This window comes from Streptomyces sp. NPDC044002, assembly GCF_056434525.1.
This window is the reverse complement of sequence record NZ_JBWKEZ010000039.1, coordinates 62,437-82,997: the sequence shown is the minus strand read 5'-3', so window position 1 is coordinate 82,997 and position 20,561 is coordinate 62,437. Positions and strand designations below refer to the sequence as shown.

17 protein-coding genes and 1 tRNA gene are annotated in these 20,561 nt (G+C 71.0%); 8 read left to right on the top strand and 10 right to left on the bottom strand.

Going from position 1 to position 20,561, the window contains the following annotated elements; all coding sequences use genetic code 11:
• Nucleotides 1-128 precede the first annotated feature (128 nt).
• Genes AC07A6_RS26350 through AC07A6_RS26335 form a run of 4 tightly spaced genes read left to right on the top strand, consistent with a single transcriptional unit; the run spans nucleotide 129 to nucleotide 4,566 of the window.
• Nucleotides 129-1,058: a branched-chain amino acid ABC transporter permease gene (locus AC07A6_RS26350; protein ID WP_362463201.1), complete on the top strand. Its 930-nt coding sequence runs from the start codon at nucleotides 129-131 to the stop codon at nucleotides 1,056-1,058.
• Nucleotides 1,059-1,063: 5 nt separating this feature from the next.
• Complete coding sequence (locus AC07A6_RS26345; protein WP_362463198.1) at nucleotides 1,064-2,881, top strand: branched-chain amino acid ABC transporter permease; 1,818 nt, start codon at nucleotides 1,064-1,066, stop codon at nucleotides 2,879-2,881.
• A 3-nt stretch (nucleotides 2,882-2,884) separates the two neighbouring features.
• Nucleotides 2,885-3,853 (top strand): ABC transporter ATP-binding protein, encoded by a 969-nt coding sequence (locus AC07A6_RS26340; RefSeq protein WP_478778789.1) that lies wholly within the window; start codon nucleotides 2,885-2,887, stop codon nucleotides 3,851-3,853.
• Nucleotides 3,850-4,566 (top strand): ABC transporter ATP-binding protein, encoded by a 717-nt coding sequence (locus AC07A6_RS26335; RefSeq protein WP_362463191.1) that lies wholly within the window; start codon nucleotides 3,850-3,852, stop codon nucleotides 4,564-4,566. The genes AC07A6_RS26340 and AC07A6_RS26335 overlap by 4 nt, the downstream gene beginning before the upstream one ends.
• Before the next feature lie 73 nt (nucleotides 4,567-4,639).
• On the opposite strand, the gene AC07A6_RS26330 is transcribed toward AC07A6_RS26335, so the two are convergent.
• Nucleotides 4,640-5,293 (bottom strand): ANTAR domain-containing response regulator, encoded by a 654-nt coding sequence (locus AC07A6_RS26330; protein WP_478778788.1) that lies wholly within the window; start codon nucleotides 5,291-5,293, stop codon nucleotides 4,640-4,642.
• 93 nt (nucleotides 5,294-5,386) lie between these two features.
• Between AC07A6_RS26330 and AC07A6_RS26325 the strand changes: the two genes are divergently transcribed.
• From AC07A6_RS26325 to AC07A6_RS26315, 3 genes are all read left to right on the top strand, one after another.
• Nucleotides 5,387-5,469, top strand: a tRNA-Leu gene (locus tag AC07A6_RS26325).
• 86 nt (nucleotides 5,470-5,555) lie between these two features.
• A complete protein-coding gene (locus AC07A6_RS26320) occupies nucleotides 5,556-6,332 on the top strand; it encodes a helix-turn-helix domain-containing protein (RefSeq protein ID WP_478778787.1) in 777 nt (258 codons plus the stop codon).
• 94 nt (nucleotides 6,333-6,426) lie between these two features.
• Nucleotides 6,427-6,678, top strand: a complete 252-nt coding sequence (locus AC07A6_RS26315; RefSeq protein WP_125817173.1) for an EF-hand domain-containing protein — start codon at nucleotides 6,427-6,429, stop codon at nucleotides 6,676-6,678.
• Nucleotides 6,679-6,741: 63 nt separating this feature from the next.
• Here AC07A6_RS26315 and pyk read toward each other — a convergent pair whose 3' ends face one another.
• From pyk to AC07A6_RS26300, 3 genes are all read right to left on the bottom strand, one after another.
• Entirely contained in the window at nucleotides 6,742-8,169 is a 1,428-nt protein-coding gene (gene pyk / locus AC07A6_RS26310; RefSeq protein ID WP_362463180.1) for a pyruvate kinase, read from the bottom strand.
• A 134-nt stretch (nucleotides 8,170-8,303) separates the two neighbouring features.
• Nucleotides 8,304-9,014, bottom strand: coding sequence for an SIMPL domain-containing protein (locus AC07A6_RS26305; RefSeq protein ID WP_362463177.1), 711 nt, complete (start codon nucleotides 9,012-9,014; stop codon nucleotides 8,304-8,306).
• A 104-nt stretch (nucleotides 9,015-9,118) separates the two neighbouring features.
• A complete protein-coding gene (locus AC07A6_RS26300) occupies nucleotides 9,119-9,310 on the bottom strand; it encodes a hypothetical protein (RefSeq protein ID WP_386273186.1) in 192 nt (63 codons plus the stop codon).
• Between AC07A6_RS26300 and AC07A6_RS26295 the strand changes: the two genes are divergently transcribed.
• Nucleotides 9,303-10,961: a bifunctional metallophosphatase/5'-nucleotidase gene (locus AC07A6_RS26295; RefSeq protein WP_478778791.1), complete on the top strand. Its 1,659-nt coding sequence runs from the start codon at nucleotides 9,303-9,305 to the stop codon at nucleotides 10,959-10,961. The genes AC07A6_RS26300 and AC07A6_RS26295 overlap by 8 nt on opposite strands.
• A gap of 58 nt (nucleotides 10,962-11,019) precedes the next feature.
• Here AC07A6_RS26295 and AC07A6_RS26290 read toward each other — a convergent pair whose 3' ends face one another.
• The 6 genes from AC07A6_RS26290 to pepN form a co-directional block, all read right to left on the bottom strand.
• On the bottom strand, nucleotides 11,020-12,510 hold the full coding sequence (locus tag AC07A6_RS26290) for a peptidase M16 family protein (protein WP_478778786.1): 1,491 nt from the start codon (nucleotides 12,508-12,510) through the stop codon (nucleotides 11,020-11,022).
• Between the two features lie 57 nt (nucleotides 12,511-12,567).
• Nucleotides 12,568-13,977 carry a lysine N(6)-hydroxylase/L-ornithine N(5)-oxygenase family protein gene (locus AC07A6_RS26285; protein ID WP_362463169.1) on the bottom strand — a complete coding sequence of 470 codons (1,410 nt, stop codon included), beginning with the start codon at nucleotides 13,975-13,977 and terminating at the stop codon, nucleotides 12,568-12,570.
• Complete coding sequence (locus AC07A6_RS26280) at nucleotides 13,974-15,359, bottom strand: pyridoxal phosphate-dependent decarboxylase family protein (RefSeq protein WP_478778785.1); 1,386 nt, start codon at nucleotides 15,357-15,359, stop codon at nucleotides 13,974-13,976. Before AC07A6_RS26280 ends, AC07A6_RS26285 begins: the two co-directional genes overlap by 4 nt.
• A gap of 386 nt (nucleotides 15,360-15,745) precedes the next feature.
• Nucleotides 15,746-16,741, bottom strand: a complete 996-nt coding sequence (gap, locus tag AC07A6_RS26275) for a type I glyceraldehyde-3-phosphate dehydrogenase (protein WP_362463162.1) — start codon at nucleotides 16,739-16,741, stop codon at nucleotides 15,746-15,748.
• A 102-nt stretch (nucleotides 16,742-16,843) separates the two neighbouring features.
• Nucleotides 16,844-17,800 (bottom strand): GlxA family transcriptional regulator, encoded by a 957-nt coding sequence (locus AC07A6_RS26270; RefSeq protein WP_362463159.1) that lies wholly within the window; start codon nucleotides 17,798-17,800, stop codon nucleotides 16,844-16,846.
• Between the two features lie 92 nt (nucleotides 17,801-17,892).
• Complete coding sequence (pepN, locus tag AC07A6_RS26265) at nucleotides 17,893-20,394, bottom strand: aminopeptidase N (RefSeq protein ID WP_478778784.1); 2,502 nt, start codon at nucleotides 20,392-20,394, stop codon at nucleotides 17,893-17,895.
• Nucleotides 20,395-20,561: the final 167 nt, after the last annotated feature.

Below are 20,561 nucleotides of genomic sequence, written 5' to 3'. Positions count from 1 at the left end.
CCCCCCCCCCCCCCCCCCCCCCCCCCCCCCCCCCCCCCCCCCCCCCCCCCCCCCCCCCCCCCCCCCCCCCCCCCCCCCCCCCCCCCCCCCCCGGTGTCACATCCGTCGAAAGACTCGGAGGACCTGCGGTGCACGAACTGCCGCAACAGCTGGTCAACGGCCTGCTACTGGGATCCATGTACGGGCTCGTCGCCATTGGCTACACAATGGTCTACGGCATCGTCCAGCTCATCAACTTCGCCCACGGCGAGATCTTCATGACCGGCGGGTTCGGAGCCCTCACGGTCTGGCTGATGCTCCCCGGCGGCACCACCATGTGGATCGCACTGCCGCTGATGCTCATAGGCGCCATCATCGTCGCCACCCTCATCGCCGTCGGCGCCGAACGCTTCGCCTACCGGCCCCTGCGCAGCGCCCCACGCCTCGCCCCGCTCATCACCGCCATCGGCCTCTCGATCGTCCTCCAGCAGGTCGTGTGGGCCTGGTACCCCGACGCGAAGTCCTCCGTCGTCTTCCCCGAAATCCCCGGCGGCCCCTTCCACCTCGGCAGCATCACCATCCAGACCGGTGACGTCTTCCTCCTGCTCGCCGCCCCCATCTCCATGGCCTTCCTCGGCTTCTTCGTCAAGAAGACCCGCACCGGCCGCGGCATGCAGGCGACCGCCCAGGACCCGGACACCGCCAAGCTCATGGGCATCAACACCGACCGCATCATCACGGTCGCCTTCGCCCTCGGCGCCGCCTTCGCGGCCGTCGGAGCCGTCGCCTACGGCCTCAAGTACGGCGAAGTCAACTACCGCATGGGCTTCATCCTCGGCCTCAAGGCCTTCACCGCAGCCGTCCTCGGCGGCATCGGCAACATCTACGGCGCCATGATCGGCGGCATCGTCCTCGGCCTCGCCGAAACCCTGACCACCGCCTACATCGCCGACGTACCGGGCATGCAGCAGCTCGGCGGCCAGTCCTGGGGCAACACCTGGGCGTTCGTACTCCTCATCCTCGTGCTCCTCTTCCGGCCCCAGGGCCTGATGGGTGAGCGCGTGGCGGACAGGGCGTGAGAACCATGACGACCACCACCACAGACACCACGCCGCAGACCCAGGCCACCGGCCGACGGGGAATCTCCTTCCCCGAGAAGACCGCACGGGCCCTCGCCACCGCCGGCGGCGCCCTCACCGTCATCTCCTGCTTCCTCGCCTGGACCTGGACCTCCGCCTTCCCCGGCGACCTCACCGTCTACGGGTACCCCGGCGGCCTCCAGTGGCTCGTCCTCACCGGCGGCGCCCTCACCACCCTCTTCGGCCTCAGCTCCTACGGCATCAAGGGCCTGCGCTGGCTCGCCCCCGCCGGAACCGACGCCGCGATCAAGCTCTGCGCCCTCGGCACCCTCCTGACCGTGGCCTACACCGCCTGGGCGATCAGCAACACCCTCGGCGGCCTCGTCAACCTGGAGCCCGGCGGCTTCGTCGCCATCGTCACCGCGCTCGCCGCCTACCTCGGCGCCCGCTCCCTCCCCTTCGAGCGCCCCGCGACCGAACTCGCGGACCCCGAAGACACCTGGTGGGAGCAGACCAAGCACAACATCGGCAACAGCTGGGCCGTCACCAAGGCCGCCCACGCCAGCGGCACCCCGAAGCCGGCCCCCGCGCTCCCGGCCTACGCCGAGATCCTGATCATCACCGCCGTCCTCGCCGTCGCCCTCGGCGTATTCACCTACGGCGTCACCACCCCGTACCAGGAACTCTTCATCGGCTTCCTGATCACCGCCGGCTTCGGCTTCACGGCCCTCAACAAGGCCGGCCTGGTGGCCCGCTTCACCGCCCTCACCAACAAGCACCGCAACGTCGCCCTCGTCGGCGCCTTCGTCGCGGCCGCCGCCTTCCCCCTCACCCAGACCGACGACCAGTACGCGACCCTCGGCGTCAACATCCTCATCTTCGCCACCGTCGCCCTCGGCCTGAACATCGTCGTCGGCCTCACCGGCCTCCTCGACCTCGGATACGTCGCCTTCCTCGGCGTCGGCGCCTACACCGCGGCCCTGGTCTCCGGCTCCCCCAACTCCCCCTTCGGAGTGCACCTCCCCTTCTGGGCCGCGATCCTCCTCGGCGCCCTCGCCTCCATGGTCTTCGGCGTCCTCATCGGCGCCCCGACCCTGCGCCTGCGCGGCGACTACCTCGCCATCGTCACCCTGGGCTTCGGAGAGATCTTCCGCATCTCGATGAACAACCTCGACGGCGTCAGCGGCCCCGACCTCACCAACGGCCCCAACGGCGTCGCCGGCGTCCCCAACGTCAACCTCTTCGGGTTCGACTTCGGCGCCACCCACAGCATCGCCGGAATCGCGGTCGGCCGCTTCGCCAACTACTTCCTGCTGATGCTCCTGGTCACCCTCGTCGTGATCATGGTCTTCCGCCGCAGCGCCGAATCCCGCATCGGCCGCGCCTGGGTCGCCATCCGCGAGGACGAGACCGCCGCCGAAGCCATGGGCATCAACGGCTTCCGCGTCAAGCTCATCGCCTTCGCCCTCGGCGCCACCCTCGCCGGCCTCGCCGGAGCCGTACAGGCCCACGTGAACTACACCGTCACCCCGGACCAGTACGTCTTCGCCAACGCCGTCCCCCCGAACTCCGCGTTCCTCCTCGCGGCAGTCGTACTCGGCGGCATGGGCACCATCTCCGGCCCCCTCGTCGGCGGCGCCCTCCTCTTCATGATCCCCAACAAGCTCCAGTTCCTGGGCGAGTACCAGCTCCTCGTCTTCGGCATCGCGCTCGTCATCCTGATGCGCCTGCGCCCCGAAGGCCTCATCCCCAACCGGCGCAACCAGCTCGAACTCCACAAGGACCTCGAAGCGCCCACAGTCCTCGGCAAGGCAGGGGCCTGATCCATGACCACCACCACGACCGAAACGGCAACCGCCGAGACCGTCCTCGACGCCCGCGGTGTCACGATGCGCTTCGGCGGCCTCACCGCCGTCAAGAACGTCGACCTGACCGTCCGCAGCGGCGAGATCGTCGGCCTCATCGGCCCCAACGGCGCCGGCAAGACCACCTTCTTCAACTGCCTCACCGGCCTCTACATCCCCACCGAGGGCGAAGTCCGGTACAAGGGCACGGTCCTGCCCCCCAAGTCCTTCAAGGTCACCGCGGCCGGCATCGCCCGCACCTTCCAGAACATCCGTCTCTTCAACAACATGACGGTCCTGGAAAACGTCCTCGTCGGACGCCACACCCGCACCAAGGAGGGCCTCTGGTCCGCCCTCCTGCGCCTCCCCAGCTTCGGCAAGGAGGAGCAGGCCAGCCGCGAGCGCGCCATGGAGCTGCTGGAGTTCATCGGCCTCGACCACAAGGCCGAGCACCTCGCCCGCAACCTCCCCTACGGTGAGCAGCGCAAGCTGGAGATCGCCCGCGCCCTCGCCAGCGACCCGGGCCTCATCCTCCTGGACGAGCCCACCGCCGGCATGAACCCGCAGGAGACCCGGGCCGCCGAAGAACTCATCTTCGCCATCCGGGACAAGGGCATCGCCGTCCTCGTCATCGAGCACGACATGCGCTTCATCTTCAACCTCTGCGACCGCGTCGCCTGCCTCGTCCAGGGCGAGAAGCTCATCGAGGGCACCGCCGGCGAGGTCCAGAGCGACGAGCGCGTCGTCGCCGCCTACCTCGGCGAACCCTTCGAAGGCGCCCCCGGCGCCGAGGAGGCGGCCGAGGTCGAGGCCGCCGAAGCCGCGGCGGAGGCCGAGGTCGTCGCCGAGACCGTCGCCGAGACCGAGGCCGCCGCCCCGGCCGACGACGACGAAACCGCCGGTACCGGCGAGGCGGACAGCACCACCAGCACGGACGGAGAGGCCAAGTGACCGCACTCCTGGAGGTCGAGGACCTCCGCGTCGCCTACGGCAAGATCGAGGCCGTCAAGGGGATCTCCTTCACCGTCAACGAGGGCGAGATCGTCACCCTCATCGGGACGAACGGCGCCGGCAAGACCACCACCCTGCGGACCCTGTCCGGCCTGATCAAGCCCAAGGGCGGCCAGGTCAAGTTCCAGGGCAAGTCGCTGAAGAAGGTCCCCGCGCACGACATCGTCTCGCTCGGACTCGCCCACTCCCCCGAGGGGCGGCACATCTTCCCGCGCATGTCGATCGAGGACAACCTCCTCCTCGGCGCCTTCCTCCGCAACGACAAGGAGGGCATCCAGAAGGACGTCCAGCGCGCCTACGACCTCTTCCCGATCCTGGGAGAGCGCCGCAAGCAGGCCGCCGGCACCCTCTCGGGCGGCGAGCAGCAGATGCTGGCCATGGGCCGTGCGCTCATGTCGCAGCCGAAGCTGCTGATGCTGGACGAGCCCTCGATGGGCCTGTCGCCGCTGATGATGCAGAAGATCATGGCGACCATCGCCGAGCTCAAGGCGGCGGGCACCACGATCCTGCTGGTCGAGCAGAACGCCCAGGCCGCGCTGTCGCTGGCCGACCAGGGCCACGTCATGGAGATCGGCAAGATCGTCCTGTCGGGCCCGGGCCGCGAGCTCCTCGTCAACGAGGACGTCCGCAAGGCCTACCTCGGCGAGGACTAGCCCTTTCGCCACCCAAGCCGTGAGGCCCGTCTCCCCTCGGGGGGAGACGGGCCTCACGCGTTCCTCTCGCCGCCTACTTGCCGGCGTTCTGCTTCTTCTCCTCGGCGTCCTCGATGACCGCCTCGGCGACCTGCTGCATGGACATCCGGCGGTCCATGGAGGTCTTCTGGATCCACCGGAACGCGGCCGGCTCGGACAGCTTGTACTCGGTCTGCAGGATGCTCTTGGCCCGGTCGACGAGCTTGCGGGTCTCCAGGCGCGCGGAGAGGTCCGCGACCTCCTTCTCCAGCGCCTTCAGCTCGGCGAACCGGGAGACGGCCATCTCGATGGCCGGGACGACGTCGCTCTTGCTGAAGGGCTTGACCAGGTACGCCATGGCCCCGGCGTCCCGGGCCCGCTCGACGAGGTCGCGCTGCGAGAACGCGGTGAGCATGAGCACGGGGGCGATGGACTCCCCCGCGATCTGCTCGGCGGCGGAGATCCCGTCGAGCACGGGCATCTTCACGTCGAGGATCACCAGGTCGGGCCGGTGCTCGCGGGCGAGCTCGACGGCCGTCTGCCCGTCCCCGGCCTCGCCGACGACGGAGTAGCCCTCCTCTTCGAGCATCTCTTTCAGGTCGAGACGGATGAGCGCCTCGTCCTCGGCGATGACGACGCGGGTCGTCAGCGGCGGAACGTGCGACTGGTCGGCGTCGGGCGTGGGCGTCGACTCGTGCTCGGCGGTCACGGAGGGCTCCTCTTTGCGGGGCTGTGCTGCTTGTATGAGCCTACCTAGCAGCGGCGGCGCATGGTCACCCGGTACACTCCGACGAGCAACCCTGCCGGGTTGGCGGAATGGCAGACGCTGATGTCTCAAACACATCTGTCCGAAAGGGCGTGCGGGTTCGAATCCCGCACCCGGCACATCGTTCGATAAGCGGACGCTCACCTTCGCGTGAACGTTCGCTTTTTCGCATCCCGGAAGGAATGATCCGGGTCACAGTGGCCATATGTCCCTGCACAGCCTCCAGGTGAGGCAGACCGCGCTTTCACTCCTCCGCTCCGGTGTCCGCAACGCCGAAGTCGCCCGGAAACTGAACGTACCCACCGGCACCATCAGCTACTGGAAGCACATGGACCGCGCCAAGCGCGGCGAGTGTCCGGGCCGAGGATCCCACGACTGCCCACGATGCGACGGGGTACCTCTGGACCACGCCGCCTACGCGTACCTCCTTGGCCTCTACCTGGGCGATGGCCACATCAGCCACTACTCCGGACACCGGACGCTCACGCTCATGATCACGCTGGACGACCACTGGCCGGGAATCCAGGACGAAGCGGAGGCCGCGCTGAGAGCGGTGTTCCCGGGACGTTCGACATGCAGGGTCCGGGTGAAGGGCGCGCACAACATCAAGGTGTACTCGAAGCACCTGCCGTGCTTGTTCCCTCAGCACGGACCCGGCAGGAAGCACGAACGGCCCATAGCGCTCGCCCCCTGGCAGCAGGAGATCGTCGATCAGCACCCTTGGAAGTTCATCCGGGGATTAATCCACTCGGACGGCTGCCGGATCACGAACTGGACGGTGCGGAAGGGAAAGCGTTACGAGTACCCCCGCTACTGGTTCACGAATGTCTCCGATGACATCCGGGGACTGTTCACGGACACCCTCGACCGGCTCGGCGTCGCCTGGAGGAACTGCACACGGCACGGGAAGCCGTACAACGTGTCCATCGCCCGCAAGGAATCCGTCGCGCTCATGGACGCCCACGTCGGGCCGAAGTACTGAGCCCAGCTTGACCTTCCAGCGGGTGGGAGGTGGTTCCGGGGTGGGTGGCCTACGTTGAGGGGGTCAACGGTGTTCGTGGTGGAGGGACGTTTCGGTGAGCGAGAAGGCTCGGAAGCTGTTCGATGCGCTGGATCTGAACCATGACGGGGAGCTGACCAGGGCCGAGGTGATTTCGGCCCTGCGTGCGAAGGGGCCGACGCTGGCGGCTCGGGGGGATCTGCCGTTCTGGGGGCTGGGGGACGCTGACGCGTCGTCGGCGTTGTTCGATGCCGCGGACAAGAACGGTGACGCGGTGTTGTCGTTCGAGGAGTTCGAGGCGGAGGTGGACCGTCGGTTCGGTTGGTGACGGCCGAGCGGAAACGGCGCCGCCGGCCGTCCCTCGTGGGGGGCGGCCGGCGGCGTCGTGGTGTCAGCGGACCGGGTCGCCGATGTGGTGGATGCGGACGAGGTTGGTCTTGCCGGTGACGCCGGGGGGTGAGCCGGCGGTGATGACGACGACGTCGCCGGGGACGCAGCGTCCGATGCGCAGGAGTTCCTCTTCGACCTGGGCGACCATGGCGTCGGTGGAGTCGACGTGAGGGCCGAGGAAGGTTTCGACGCCCCAGGTGAGGTTGAGCTGGGAGCGGGTGGCGGGGTCGGGGGTGAAGGCGAGGAGGGGGATGGGGCTGCGGTAGCGGGAGAGGCGGCGGACGGTGTCGCCGCTCTGGGTGAAGGCGACGAGGAACTTGGCGCCGAGGAAGTCGCCCATTTCGGCGGCCGCGCGGGCGACGGCTCCGCCCTGGGTGCGGGGCTTGTTGCGGTCGGTGAGGGGCGGGAGTCCCTTGGCGAGGATGTCTTCCTCGGCTGCTTCGACGATGCGCGCCATGGTGCGGACGGTGTCGATGGGGTGTTTGCCGACGCTGGTTTCGCCGGAGAGCATGACGGCGTCGGTGCCGTCGATGACGGCGTTGGCGACGTCGGAGGCCTCGGCGCGGGTGGGGCGGCTGTTGTCGATCATCGAGTCGAGCATCTGGGTGGCGACGATGACCGGCTTGGCGTTGCGCTTGGCGAGTTTGATGGCGCGCTTCTGGACGATGGGGACTTGTTCGAGGGGCATTTCGACGCCGAGGTCGCCGCGGGCGACCATGATGCCGTCGAACGCGGCGACGATGTCGTCGATGCTTTCGACTGCCTGGGGCTTTTCGATCTTCGCGATGACGGGGAGGCGGCGGCCTTCCTCGTCCATGATGCGGTGGACGTCCTCGATGTCGCGGCCGGTGCGGACGAAGGAGAGGGCGATGACGTCGGCGCCGGTGCGCAGGGCCCAGCGGAGGTCTTCGATGTCCTTGTCGGAGAGGGCGGGGACGGAGACGGCGACTCCGGGGAGGTTGAGGCCCTTGTGGTCGGAGACCATGCCGCCTTCGATGACGCGGGTGTGGACGCGGGGGCCGTCGACGGATGTGACTTCGAGGGTGACGCGGCCGTCGTCGACGAGGATGCGTTCGCCGGTGGTGACGTCGTCGGCGAGGCCCTTGTAGGTGGTGCCGCAGGTGTGGCGGTCGCCCTGGTGGTCTTCGACGGTGATGGTGAACTCGTCGCCGCGTTCAAGGAGTACGGGGCCTTCGTGGAAGCGGCCGAGGCGGATCTTCGGGCCTTGAAGGTCGGCGAGGACGCCGACGCTGCGGCCGGTCTCGTCGGAGGCCTTTCGTACGCGCTGGTAGCGCTCCTCGTGTTCGGCGTAGGTGCCGTGGCTGAGGTTGAGGCGGGCGATGTCCATGCCGGCTTCGACCAGGGCTTTGATCTGGTCGTATGAGTCGGTGGCGGGGCCCAGGGTACATACGATTTTCGCTCGGCGCATGGGGCGAGCGTATGCCCTACCGGGGGGTAGGAAATGTGGTCCGGGCGTCTCCCCAACGACCTTTGAGCGAAAGCTTGTTGACATTTATTGAATGTGCGCGGGGGTGCTCTGATGAGCACCCCCCGAGGGGGCCCTCAGAGCCTGGGCGGGGTCATGGTGAAGCGGGCGTTGACCTGGGCGAAGACGGTCTGGCGCTGGGGTTCGAGGTCGAGGGGCGGGGCTCCGGCGTCCTCGGCGGCCACGGCGAAGGCCATGCTGCGCATGCCGCCGCCGGGCTGGGGGTAGGGGGTGGCGTCCTCGGCTCCGAGGTCGGCGAGTTCGACGAGGGCGGCGAGTTCGGAGCCGAGGGCGCGGGCGTATTCGCGGGCGCGCTGGACGGCTTCGAGCACGGCTTGGCGGCGGGCTTCGCCGTGGGCGGGCGAGGTGGGGCGCAGGGCCCACCAGGGGCCGTCGACCTGGGTGAGTTCGAGGTCGGCGAGGCGGGTGGCGAGTTCGCCGAGGGCGGTGAAGTCGTTCAGTTCGGCGGTGATGTGGACGCGGCCCTGGTAGGCGCGGACGCGTTCGCCGCGGCCGTGGCGGGCGGTTTCGGGGGTGATGGAGAAGGAGCCGGTTTCGATCTTCTCGACGGGTTCGCCGTAGCTCTTGAGGAGTTCGAGGACGGTGGTGTTGCGGCGGGTGAGGTCGTCGAGGGCGGCGCGGCGGTCGGTGCCCCGCGCGCTGACGGTGATGCCGATGCGGGCGATTTCGGGGTCGACTTCGAGGCGGGCTTCTCCGCGGACGGCGACGCGGGGGACCTCGGGGGTTCCGTAGGGCTGGTGGGTGGCGTTCGGGGCGTCCTGGGTCATGGTTTCACTCTCGCACCGGCGCCCGTTCGGGTGTGGTCATCGGATCGAAACCTGAGGGGGGTGTTGCGGCTTGTTACCGGTGGGTCAGAATCTACGCGCGTCGTTCACGCTTCGTAACACGCCTCACAAGGGGAGATGGCAATGGCGTTTGACCGCAGGACGTTCATGGGGGCTTCGGCCGCGACGGGTGCCGCCGTGGCGGTGGCGGGGGCCACGAGCTCGCCGGCCGCCGCGGCGACCGCGCCGTCGGAAGGGTCGAAGGGGTCCAGGACGTACGCGTTCACCGTGATGGGCACGACCGACCTGCACGGGAACGTCTTCAACTGGGACTACTTCACGGACAAGGAGTTCGACGACAAGGCGCACAACGACGTCGGCCTGGCGAAGATCTCGACGCTGGTGGAGCAGGTCCGCGCGGAGAAGGGGCGTTGCAACACGCTGCTGATCGACGCGGGTGACACGATCCAGGGGACCCAGCTCTCGTACTACTACGCGAAGGTGGATCCGATCACCGCGCGGCGCGGTCCGGTGCATCCGATGGCGCAGGCGATGAACGCGATCGGGTACGACGCGGCGGCGCTGGGGAACCACGAGTTCAACTACGGCATCCCGGTGCTGCGGAAGTTCGAGGAGCAGTGCCGCTTCCCGCTGCTGGGGGCGAACGCGCTGGACGCGAAGACCCTGCGGCCGGCGTTCGCGCCGTACAGCATGCACCGGCTGCGGACCCCGCACGGGCGGGACGTGAAGGTGGCGGTGCTGGGTCTGACGAACCCGGGCATCGCGATCTGGGACAAGGCGAACGTCCAGGGGAAGATGACGTTCCCGGGTCTGGAGGAGCAGGCGGCGAAGTACGTGCCGAGGCTGCGGTCGATGGGCGCGGACGTGGTGATCGTGTCGGCGCACTCGGGGTCGAGCGGTACGTCCTCGTACGGTGACCAGCTGCCGTACATCGAGAACGCCGCGGGTCTGGTGGCGGAGCAGGTGCCGGGGATCGACGCGATCCTGGTGGGGCACGCGCACACGGAGATCCCGGAGTACCGGGTGAAGAACAAGGCGACCGGCAAGGACGTGGTGCTGTCGGAGCCGCTGAAGTGGGGGCAGCGGCTGACGCTGTTCGACTTCGAGCTGTCGTGGGAGCGGGGCCGCTGGTCGGTGGCGAAGGTCTCGGCGAAGGTGCTGAACTCGAACACGGCGGCCGAGGACCCGAAGATCACGCGGCTGCTGTCGGACGAGCACCGCAAGGTGGTGGCGTACGTCAACCAGGTGATCGGGACGTCGACGCAGGCGATGTCCTCGGCCGAGGGGCCGGTGAAGGACGTGCCGATCATCGACCTGATCAACCACGTGCAGGCGGAGACGGTGAAGGCGGCGCTGGCCGGCACCGAGTGGGGGTCGCTGCCGGTGCTGTCGCAGGCGTCCTGCTTCTCGCGGACGGCGGCGATACCGGCCGGCCAGGTGACGATCAGGGACGCGGCGGGGCTGTACCCGTTCGAGAACACCCTGGAGGCGCGCCTGCTGACGGGTGCGCAGCTGAAGGACTACCTGGAGTACTCGGCGCGGTACTACGTGCAGACGGCTCCGGGTGGTGCGGTGGATCCGGCGAAGCTGACGAACGCGGAGAACATCCCGGACTACAACTACGACGCGGTGTACGGGCTGACGTACGGCATCGACATCGCGCAGCCGGTGGGTTCGCGGATCACGGGGCTGTCGTTCGCGGGGAAGCCGGTGGATCCGGCGGCGCAGTTCGTGTTCGCGGTGAACAATTACCGGGCTTCGGGTGGCGGGGCGTTCCCGCACGTGCCGAAGGCGAAGCAGCTGTGGGCGAACTCGGACGAGATCCGCAACACGATCATCCAGTGGGTGAAGGCGAAGGGCACGGTGGATCCGGCGCAGTTCGCCTCGGTGGACTGGCGGCTGACGCGGGCGGGCGTGCCGGTGTTCTAGTCCCCCCGCGCGGTGGGTGCGGCCGGGTCCTGCTGTGGCGGGTCCCGGCCGTTCGCGTTCAGGGGGTGTCGGGGGTGGGGCGTACGAGGTGGGCGGGGACGGCGGCGTCGAGGGCGGCGACGAGGCGTTCCCCGTGGCGGACCTGGTGGGGGTAGACGTGCATGTCGCAGCCGCAGCCGGTGAGGACGACGCGTCCGGGTCCGTCGGGGAGCACGAGGGCGATCTCGTCGAAGCGGATGTCGTGCTCGTCCTGGTTGCCGTCGCGGGTCACGATGCCCCAGGGGGTGAGGACGTACTCGCCGCGCTCGTCGCGGCGGCTGGTGACACGGCGCAGGGGGGTCATGCGGAAGACAGTGCCCTGGGTCGGGGGGTGTTCCGCGTGGAGGCGCCAGCAGTCCGAGTTGGGCAGGGGCGTGCCCCGGGGGGTCTTCAGATCGGGGTGGGTCTGGTGGGGGACGACGAGCACGGCGTCGGGCAGGACGCGCTGGAGGAAGTCGCGGACGTCCTGTGGGGTGACGGCGGCGTAGGCCTCCAGGAGGGTGGCGTCGTCGCAGTACGGGACGCCGAAGTGTTCGGCGTCGACGGCCCGGTTGAGCGAGCGCCAGTGGCCGTCGGCCGCGTCGAGCTGTTCGCGCACTCCGGCGGTGAACTCGTCGAGTTCTTCCTGGCCGGGGCCGCCCGAGGCGAGGTCGAGGGTGCTGCGCCACAGGACGTGGGCGGCTTCCTCGGCGTGGCCGTCGGCGGGGTGGAGGGTGAGGACGCGGTCGAGGGTGGAGCGGTCGCGGAGGAACCAGTGCTCGATGGCGGCGTCGGCTATGCCCCGTTCGCCGTACGTGGTGCGGTCGACGCGGCGGCCCAGTACGAGGTGGGCGGCGACGGCGGCGGGCTCCCAGGCGCGGGAGGTGAACAGGAGGGAGACCGTGTCCAGGGGGCGGTGCTGCCAGGTGCCGCCGACGCCGGGGCGCGGGCGGGGGGCGGTCCGTCGGGGGCGGGGGCCGTCGGGGAGCGGGAGGGTGAGTCCTTCGGGCGGGGGGCCGTCGAGGGCCAGGACGGCGTTGCCCCGGGTGAAGCGGGCCGCGGCGTGGGCGCGGACCATGTCGGCCGTGATCCAGGAGTACATGCCGGGGTCCTGCTGGAGGGCGAGCCCGTTGCCGTGGGGTCCGTAGCGGGCGCTGAGGGGTTCGGCCCCGCGGTGGTCCCTGGTGGCGGGGTCGTGGATGCCGAGGAGCCGGGCCGTACGTCCGAGGCGGTCCAGGGGGAGCGCGGAGACGGCCCGGCAGACTGCCCGGAGGAAGTCGGTGATCTCCTCGGCGGTGCCGTGGGCGGCGAAGGAGGTGCGCTCTTCCTCGACGTCGATGATGACGTCGTGCGGCCGGTCGCCGGCCTCGGACCTCACGAGGGCGGCGATGACCTGGGTGACGCCGAGGGTGGGGGCGGTCTCGTCCTGGATGCCGGTGCCGAAGGACAGCTCGGCGGTGAGGAGGTCCGGGTCCGGAGTACGGGCGGGGGTCCACAGGACGGTGACCCCGTCGGCACTGGTTCGCTGCATGGCGGCGACCCTAGTGCCGGGGGTGCGGGGGCGGTCGGCCGGGGTCGCCGGAGGACGTCAGGGGTGTTCGACGAGGGGCCGCAGGCCTGCCGGGGGGTGGGTGCGGACGGGGGTGCGCTGTTCGAGGCCGAAGGTGGTGAAGGCGGTGCGGTGGGGCTGGGGGTAGGGCTCCTTGCCGGTGAGGGTGTTGAGGATGGCGGCGCTGCGCCAGGCGGCGAGGCCGAGGTCGGGGGTGCCGACGCCGTGGGTGTGGCGTTCGCCGTTCTGGACGAAGACGGTTCCGCTGACGGAGGGGTCGAGGATCATGCGGTAGCGGTCGTCGATGCGGGGGCGGCCGGAGGAGTCCTTGCGCATGTAGGGGTCGAGGCCGGCGAAGAGGCTGGTGAGGGGGCGTTCCTTGTAGCCGGTGGCGAGGACGACGGCGTCGGTGGTGAGGCGGGAGCGGGTGCCCTGCTGGGCGTGTTCGAGGTGGAGTTCGACCTTGGTGGTGGCGACGCGGCCGGCGGTGCGGACGGTGACTCCGGGGGTGAGGACGGTGTCGGGCCAGCCGCCGTGGAGGGTGCGCCGGTAGAGCTCTTCGTGGATGGCGGCGATGGTGGCGGTGTCGATGCCCTTGTGGAGCTGCCACTGGGCGGGGACGAGGCGGTCGCGGACGGGTTCGGGGAGGTCGTGGAAGTAGCGGGTGTAGTCGGGGGTGAAGTGTTCGAGGCCGAGCTTGGAGTACTCCATGGGGGCGAAGGAGGGGGTGCGGGCGAGCCAGGTGAGGCGTTCGCGGCCGGCGGGGCGGTTGCGGAGCAGGTCGAGGAAGACCTCGGCGCCCGACTGGCCGGAGCCGATGACGGTGACGTGTTCGGCGCCGAGGATGCGGGCGCGGTTGTCGAGGTAGTCGGCGGAGTGGATGACGGGGACGGTGGGGGCGTCGGCGAGGGGGCGCAGGGGTTCGGGGACGTAGGGGGCGGTGCCGATGCCGAGGACGAGGTTGCGGGTGTAGGTGCGGCCGAGGGCTTCGGCTTCTCCGTCGGTGTCGAGCTGGGTGTAGTCGACTTCGAAGAGGTCGCGTTCGGGGTTCCAGCGGACGGCGTCGACCTGGTGGCCGAAGTGGAGGCCGGGGAGGCGGCCGGCGACCCAGCGGCAGTAGGCGTCGTATTCGGCGCGCTGGATGTGGAACTGCTCGGCGAAGTAGAAGGGGTAGAGCCGTTCCTTGTGCTTGAGGTAGCTGAGGAAGGTCCAGGGGCTGGCGGGGTCGGCGAGGGTGACGAGGTCGGCGAGGAAGGGGACCTGGAGGGTGGCGCCGTCGAGGAGGAGGCCGGGGTGCCAGCGGAAGTCGCGGCGCTGGTCGTAGAAGGCGGTGGCGAGGCGGTCGGCGCCTTGCTGGGGGAGGCCGTGGGCGAGGGCGGCGAGGGAGAGGTTGAAGGGGCCGATGCCGATTCCGACGAGGTCGTGGGGTGCATCGTGCTGGGCGGTCATCGGTGGGTGCTGCCTTCCAGGAGGGCGACGAGGGTGTCCAGGTCCCGCGTGGTGGTGTGGGGGTTGAGCAGGGTCGCCTTGAGCCAGAGCCGGCCGTCCGCGGTGGCGCGGCCGAGGACGGCGGTGCCGTCGTGGAGGAGGGTGCGGCGCAGGGCGGCGAGGCGGTCGTCGTCGGCGGGGGTGGGCCGGAAGAGGACCGTGGTGATGGTGGGGTGCGCGTGGAGTTCGAAGCCGGGGTGTGCGTCGAGGATTTCGGCGAGCCGGTGGGCCGTGGCGCAGGTGTGGTCGATGAGCCGGGCGAGGCCGTCGCGGCCGAGTGAGCGGAGGGTGGCGGCGATCTTGAAGGCGTCGGGCCGGCGGGTGGTGCGCAGGGAGCGGCCGAGGAGGTCGGGCAGGCCGGCTTCGGTGTCGTCGGCGGCGTTGAGGTAGTCGGCCTGGTGGGCGAGGGGGGCCAGCAGGGTGGTGTCGGGGACGGCGAGGAGGCCGGCGGCGACGGGTTGCCAGCCGAGTTTGTGCAGGTCGAGGGTGATGGACCGGGCGCGGTGGAGACCGTTCAGCTTGTCGCGGTGGCGGGGGCTGAAGGCGAGGGCCCCGCCGTAGGCGGCGTCCACGTGGAGTTCGGCGCGGTGGCGTGCGCAGACGTCGGCGAGGGCGTCGAGGGGGTCGATGAGGCCCGCGTCGGTGGTGCCGGCGGTGGCGGTGACCAGGGCGGGGCCGGGGGTGGTGGCGAGGGCCGCGTCGAGGGTGGCGGGGTCGAGGGTGCCGGTGGGGGTGGGGAGGGCGGTGGCCGGGGGCAGTCCGAGGAGCCAGGCGGCGCGGGGGACCGAGTGGTGGGCGTTCGCGCCGTGCAGGACCGTGAGGCGGGGGCCGTGGCGTTCGCGGGCGAGGAGGAGGGCCAGCTGGTTGGCTTCGGTGCCGCCGGTGGTGAGGAGGGCGTCGGCGCGGGGGGTGTCGTAGAACTCGGCGGCGAGGGCGCGGGTGAGGAGGGCCTCGATGGCGGAGGCGGCCGGGGCCTGGTCCCAGGAGTCGAGGGAGGGGTTGAGGGCGCTGACGGCGAGGTCGGCGGCGGCCGCGACGGCGAGCGGGGGGCAGTGCAGGTGGGCCGCGCAGAGGGGGTCGGCGGGGTCGGCGGCGCCGGCGGCGAGGATGTGGACGAGGGTGGCGAGGGCTTCGTGGTCGCCGGTGCCGTGGGTGGGGAGTACGTCGCCCAGTGCGGCCCGGACGCGGGCCGTGACGGTGGCGGGGCCGCCGGCGGGGAGGGGGCCCTTGCGTTGCGCGGCGCCGGTGTGGAGGGCGGTGAGGACCGTGTCGAGGAGGGGGCGGAGGGCGTCCGGGCCGCTGGCTCCGCCGGCGAGCGGGGTCGCTGGCGCGGGCTCGGTCATGGGGGCCTCCGGCGGCGGGCGGACCGGCCGATCCGCTGTGCGGGGCCGGGGGTGGGCGGGACACCCTGCCGGTATAACGATCAGACCCGAATGGGGTAACCGGTCGGGGCCCGTGGGTTGCCGGTGGTGTGCGTGCCGGTGCGGTGCCGCTGCGCGGGGCTGTCCCCTACCCGCCCTTCCAGCGTTCCCCGGGCTGCGCCCGGACCCCTTCCTGGGGGCTCCGCCCCCAGACCCCCGCGCCTCAAACGCCGGCGAGGCTGGATGTTGCCGGCCAGGGCGGGAGGGTGCCGGCCGGGGGCGGAAGGTAGCCGCCGGAGGCGGACATGGCTGAGCGCCGCAGTTGCCAGGTCAGTACCAACTGCGGCGCTCGGTATGGGGGGCTGGGGTCAGCCTGCGAGGAGGGTGAGGGTGTCGATCACGCGGTTCGAGAAGCCCCACTCGTTGTCGTACCAGGCGACGACCTTGATGTGGCGGCCCTCGACGCGGGTGAGCTCGGAGTCGAAGATCGAGGAGGCGGGGTTGCCCGTGATGTCGGCGGAGACCAGCGGGTCGTCCGAGTACTCCAGCACGCCGGCCAGGCGGCCCTCGGCGGCGGTGCGGTAGGCCTCCAGGACCTGCTCGCGGGTCACGTCGCGGGCGACGGTGGTGTTGAGCTCGACGATGGAGCCGACCGGGACCGGTACGCGGATCGAGTCGCCGGAGAGCTTGCCGTCGAGCTGCGGCAGGACCAGGCCGATGGCCTTGGCGGCGCCCGTCGAGGTGGGGACGATGTTGACGCCGGCGGCGCGGGCGCGGCGCGGGTCGCGGTGCGGGCCGTCCTGGAGGTTCTGCTCCTGGGTGTAGGCGTGCACCGTGGTCATGAAGCCGTGCTCGATGCCGGCGAGGTCGTCCAGGACGGAGGCCAGCGGCGCGAGGGCGTTGGTCGTGCAGGAGGCGTTCGAGACGACCGTGTGCAGTTCCGCGTCGTAGGCGTCGGTGTTGACGCCGTAGGCGAGGGTGACGTCGGCGCCGTCGGAGGGGGCGCTGACGAGGACCTTGCGGGCGCCGGCCTTGATGTGGGCGCGGGCGGCCTCGGCGGAGGTGAAGCGGCCGGTGGCTTCGAGGACGAGGTCGACCTGGAGGTCGGCCCACGGCAGCTGGGCGGGCTCGCGTTCGGCGAGGACCTTGATGCGGTGGCCGTCGACGACGAGGACGTCGCCCTCGACGGTGACCGGGCGGCCGAGGCGGCCGGAGGTGGTGTCGTAGGCGAGCAGCCGGGCCAGGGTGGCGGGTTCGGTGAGGTCGTTGATGGCGACGACCTGCAGGTTGCTGTCGCGTTCGAGGAGCGCGCGCAGCACGTTGCGTCCGATGCGGCCGAATCCGTTGATGGCGATGCGAGTCATGTGTGCGTGTCCCTTCTGTTCGCGCCATCAGGTTCGCGTGTGGCGCCCGGGCGTGACAGGGGCGAGATCGCCATGGTTCGAAAGGATCCCGCCAGTGGCTCGTCAGTCGCCCTGGGTGAAGGTGCGGCGGTATTCGGTGGGGGTGGTGTCGAGGATGCGCTGGAAGTGGAGGCGCAGGTTGGCGCCGGTGCCGAGGCCGACGTCGGCGGCGATCTGTTCGACTCCGCGTTCGGAGCGTTCGAGGAGTTCGCGGGCGAGGTCGATGCGGGCGCGCATGACCCATTGCATGGGGGTGTAGCCGGTGTCCTCGACGAAGCGGCGGGAGAAGGTGCGGGGGGACACGGCGGCGTGCTGGGCGAGGGTTTCGAGGGTGAGGGGTTCGGCGAGGCGGTGCAGGGCCCATTCGCGGGTGGCGGCGAAGCGTTCGCCGAGGGGTTCGGGGACGCTGCGCGGTACGTACTGGGCCTGGCCGCCGCTGCGGTAGGGGGCGGCGACGAGGCGGCGGGCGGCGTGGTTGGAGGCGGCGACGCCGAGGTCGCGGCGCAGGATGTGCAGGCACAGGTCGATGCCGGAGGCGGCGCCGGCGGAGGTGAGGACGCTGCCTTCGTCGACGAAGAGGACGTTCTCGTCGACGTGGACGTGGGGGTGTTTGGCGGCGAGGGCGCGTGCGTAGTGCCAGTGGGTGGTGGCGCGTTTGCCGTCGAGGAGGCCGGTGGCGGCGAGGGCGAAGGCGCCGGTGGAGATCGCGGCGAGGCGGGCGCCGCGCCGGTGGGCGGCGGTGAGGGCGTCGAGGACGGGCCGGGGCGGGTCGTCGCGGTCGGGGAAGCGGTAGCCGGGGACGAAGACGATGTCGGCCCAGGCGAGTGCGTCGAGTCCGTGGGTGACGTAGTAGGAGAGTCCGTCGCCGCCGGTGACGAGGCCGGGTGCGGCACCGCAGACGCGGACTTCGTACGGCATGCTCGCGCGGGTCGTGAAGACCTGTGCGGGGATGCCGACGTCGAGCGGTTTGGCTCCCTCTAGGACGAGAACGGCGACGCGATGCAGGTGGGAGGGCGGCACGGGACAAAGGGTACGCGGGTGGGCGGGGCCCGTCGGGCGGCCGGTGCGGTGGCGCGGCCGCCCGGCGGGCGTGTGGGTGCGTGCGTGCGGGGTCAGGCGCCGCGGACGCGCAGGGCGCGGGCGAGGTCGTCGAGCTGGTCGACGAGGACGCGGCGCAGCATGGGGATGATGCCGGGGTCTTCGAGGCAGGTGTGGCCGGCCTGGAGGTTGGCGGGGTCGACGGCGTGGGCGGGGAAGGCCCAGCGGCCGGCGGCGTCCGCGATGGCGGGGCCGCGGCGGGTGGCGAGGGCGACGGCTTCGGGGTAGTAGCGGGGTACGTAGTCGCGTACGAGGCCGGCCTGTTCGGGCTGCCAGAAGCCGTGGGCGGTGGCGGTGAAGAGGTAGTTGGACAGGGTGTCGTCGTGGAAGAGGCGCTGCCAGGCGGCGGCCTTGGCCTCGGGGGTGGGCAGGGAGGCGTGGCAGCGGGCGGCGCCCTGCTGTCCGGTGGCGCTGGGGTCCTCGGCGAGGGCGGCGTCGATGGCGGCTCCGTCGACGGCTCCGAGTACGGAGAGGCGGGCGAGGATGCGCCAGCGGAGTTCGGGGTCGAGTTCGGGGCCGCCGGTGACGGTGCCGTCGGCGAGCCAGGCTGCGAGGGTGTCGGGCTGGGTGGCGCTGTCGATGAGGGTGCGTACGGCGGCGAGGCGCAGGCCCGGGTCGGTGCCGTCCTCGGTGCGGCGCAGCAGGTCGCGGGTGGCGGTGGTGATGAGGCCGAGGGCGGTGTCGCGGTCGGCGGGGGCGGTGTAGCGGTCGGCGATCTGGGTGCGGGCGAAGGCGAGGACGCCCTGGACGATGGCGAGGTCGGATTCTTCGGGGATGTGGGCGGCGAGGGTGTGGAGGTAGACGGTGGGGTCGAGTTCGCCGTCGCGGACCATGTCGCGCAGGGAGCCCCAGACGACGGTGCGGGTGAGGGGGTCGGGGATGCGGGAGAGGCCGCGGAGGGCGGTTTCGAGGGAGGTCTCGTCGAGGCGGATCTTGGCGTAGGTGAGGTCGCCGTCGTTGAGGACGAGGAGGTCGGGGCGGGGGCCGGCGGCGGAGAGGACTTCGTCGGTGGGGACGTCGAGGTCGAGGAGTGCGGTGCGTTCGAGGGTGCCGTCGGCGGCGCGGGTGTAGGTGCCGGCCTGGATGCGGTGGGGGCGGCTGCCGTGGCGGTCGACGGTGAGGGTCCAGCCGCCGGGGCCGTCCTGGACGCGGGGGGTGAGGGTGTCGGGGCCGGTGGTGCGCAGCCAGGTCTGGGCCCAGGTGTGGACGTCGCGGTCGGTGTTGGCGGCGAGGGAGTCCACGAAGTCGGCGAGGGAGGCGTTGGCGAACTTGTGGCGGCTGAAGTGGGTGTTGATGCCGGCGAGGAAGTCCTTCTCGCCGAGCCAGGCGACGAGCTGGCGCAGGGCGGAGGCGCCCTTGGCGTAGGAGATGCCGTCGAAGTTGAGGAGGGCGGAGGCGGTGTCGGGGACGTCGTCGGGGCCGGGGGCGACGGGGTGGGTGGAGGGGCGCTGGTCGGCGGCGTAGCCCCAGGGCTTGCGTTCCATGCCGAATTCGGTCCAGGTGCCGGTGAAGCGGGTGGCTTCGTTGAGGGTCTGGTAGCCCATGTATTCGGCGAAGGACTCGTTGAGCCAGATGTCGTCGAACCAGGCGAGGGTGACGAGGTCGCCGAACCACATGTGGGCCATCTCGTGGGCGATGACCATGGCGCGGCGCTGGCGTTCGGTGTCGGTGACGGCGGAGCGGTAGACGAATTCGTCGCGGAAGGTGACGAGGCCGGGGTTCTCCATGGCGCCGGCGTTGAACTCGGGGACGAAGGCCTGGTCGTAGGAGTCGAAGGGGTAGGGCTCGGTGAACTTCTCGTGGTAGCGGTCGAAGCAGGCGGTGGTGACGGAGAGGATCTCGTCGGCGTCGGCGTCGAGGTGGGGGGCGAGGGACTTGCGGCAGTGGATGCCGAAGGGGAGTCCGGCGTGGGTGGTGGTGACGCTGTGCCAGGGGCCGGCGGCGACGGCGGCGAGGTAGGTGGAGATGACGGGGGTGGGGGCTGACAGCCAGATGCCGGCTCCGTCTTCCTCGCGGTCGCCGGAGCGGGTGGCGATGCCGTTGGCGAGGACGGTCCAGTGTGCGGGGGCGGTGACGGTGAACTCGAAGACGGCCTTCAGGTCGGGCTGGTCGAAGGCGGGGAAGACGCGCTGGACGTCGTCCATGAACATCTGGGAGTAGACGTACGTCTCTCCGTCCGCGGGGTCCGTGAAGCGGTGCAGCCCCTCGCCGGTGCGGGAGTAGCGCATGCGGGCGTCGATGTGCAGCTCGTGGGGGCCGGGGGTGAGGCCGGTGAGCGGGAGGCGGTTGCCGTCGAGGCCGGCCGGGTCGAGGGGGTTGCCGTCGAGGGTGGCGGTGAGCAGCTCGTCCGGCTTGAGTTCGACGAAGGTGTCTCCGGCGGCGCGGGCGGTGAACCGGATGGCGGTGGAGGAGTCGAAGGTCTCGTCGCCGGTGGTGAGGTCGAGGCTGACGACGTAGTGGTGGACGTCGAGGAGCTGGGCTCGGAGCTGCGCTTCGGTGCGCGTCAGTGCGGACATGCGGCCCATGCTGCCGGATGGCCGGGGCTGCTCCCAGGGGTTTCGCGGGCGGGGGGGGGGGGGGGGGGGGGGCAGGGGGGGGGGGGGGGAGGGGGCGCCCCCCCCCCCCGGGGGGGGGGGGGGGGGGGGGGGGGGGGGGGGGGGGGGGGGGAGGGAGGGGGGGCTTT

Bases quoted from the DNA above. Each gene is read 5' to 3' on its own strand.
- AC07A6_RS26280 (WP_478778785.1), bottom strand. From the start codon at position 15,359: ATGACCGAGCCCGCGCCAGCGACCCCGCTCGCCGGCGGAGCCAGCGGC.
- pepN (WP_478778784.1), bottom strand. From the start codon at position 20,394: ATGTCCGCACTGACGCGCACCGAAGCGCAGCTCCGAGCCCAGCTCCTC.
- gap (WP_362463162.1), bottom strand. From the start codon at position 16,741: ATGACTCGCATCGCCATCAACGGATTCGGCCGCATCGGACGCAACGTG.
- AC07A6_RS26320 (WP_478778787.1), top strand. From the start codon at position 5,556: ATGTCCCTGCACAGCCTCCAGGTGAGGCAGACCGCGCTTTCACTCCTC.
- AC07A6_RS26345 (WP_362463198.1), top strand. From the start codon at position 1,064: ATGACGACCACCACCACAGACACCACGCCGCAGACCCAGGCCACCGGC.
- AC07A6_RS26305 (WP_362463177.1), bottom strand. From the start codon at position 9,014: ATGACCCAGGACGCCCCGAACGCCACCCACCAGCCCTACGGAACCCCC.
- AC07A6_RS26295 (WP_478778791.1), top strand. From the start codon at position 9,303: ATGGGCACGACCGACCTGCACGGGAACGTCTTCAACTGGGACTACTTC.
- pyk (WP_362463180.1), bottom strand. From the start codon at position 8,169: ATGCGCCGAGCGAAAATCGTATGTACCCTGGGCCCCGCCACCGACTCA.
- AC07A6_RS26285 (WP_362463169.1), bottom strand. From the start codon at position 13,977: ATGACCGCCCAGCACGATGCACCCCACGACCTCGTCGGAATCGGCATC.
- AC07A6_RS26290 (WP_478778786.1), bottom strand. From the start codon at position 12,510: ATGCAGCGAACCAGTGCCGACGGGGTCACCGTCCTGTGGACCCCCGCC.
- AC07A6_RS26340 (WP_478778789.1), top strand. From the start codon at position 2,885: ATGACCACCACCACGACCGAAACGGCAACCGCCGAGACCGTCCTCGAC.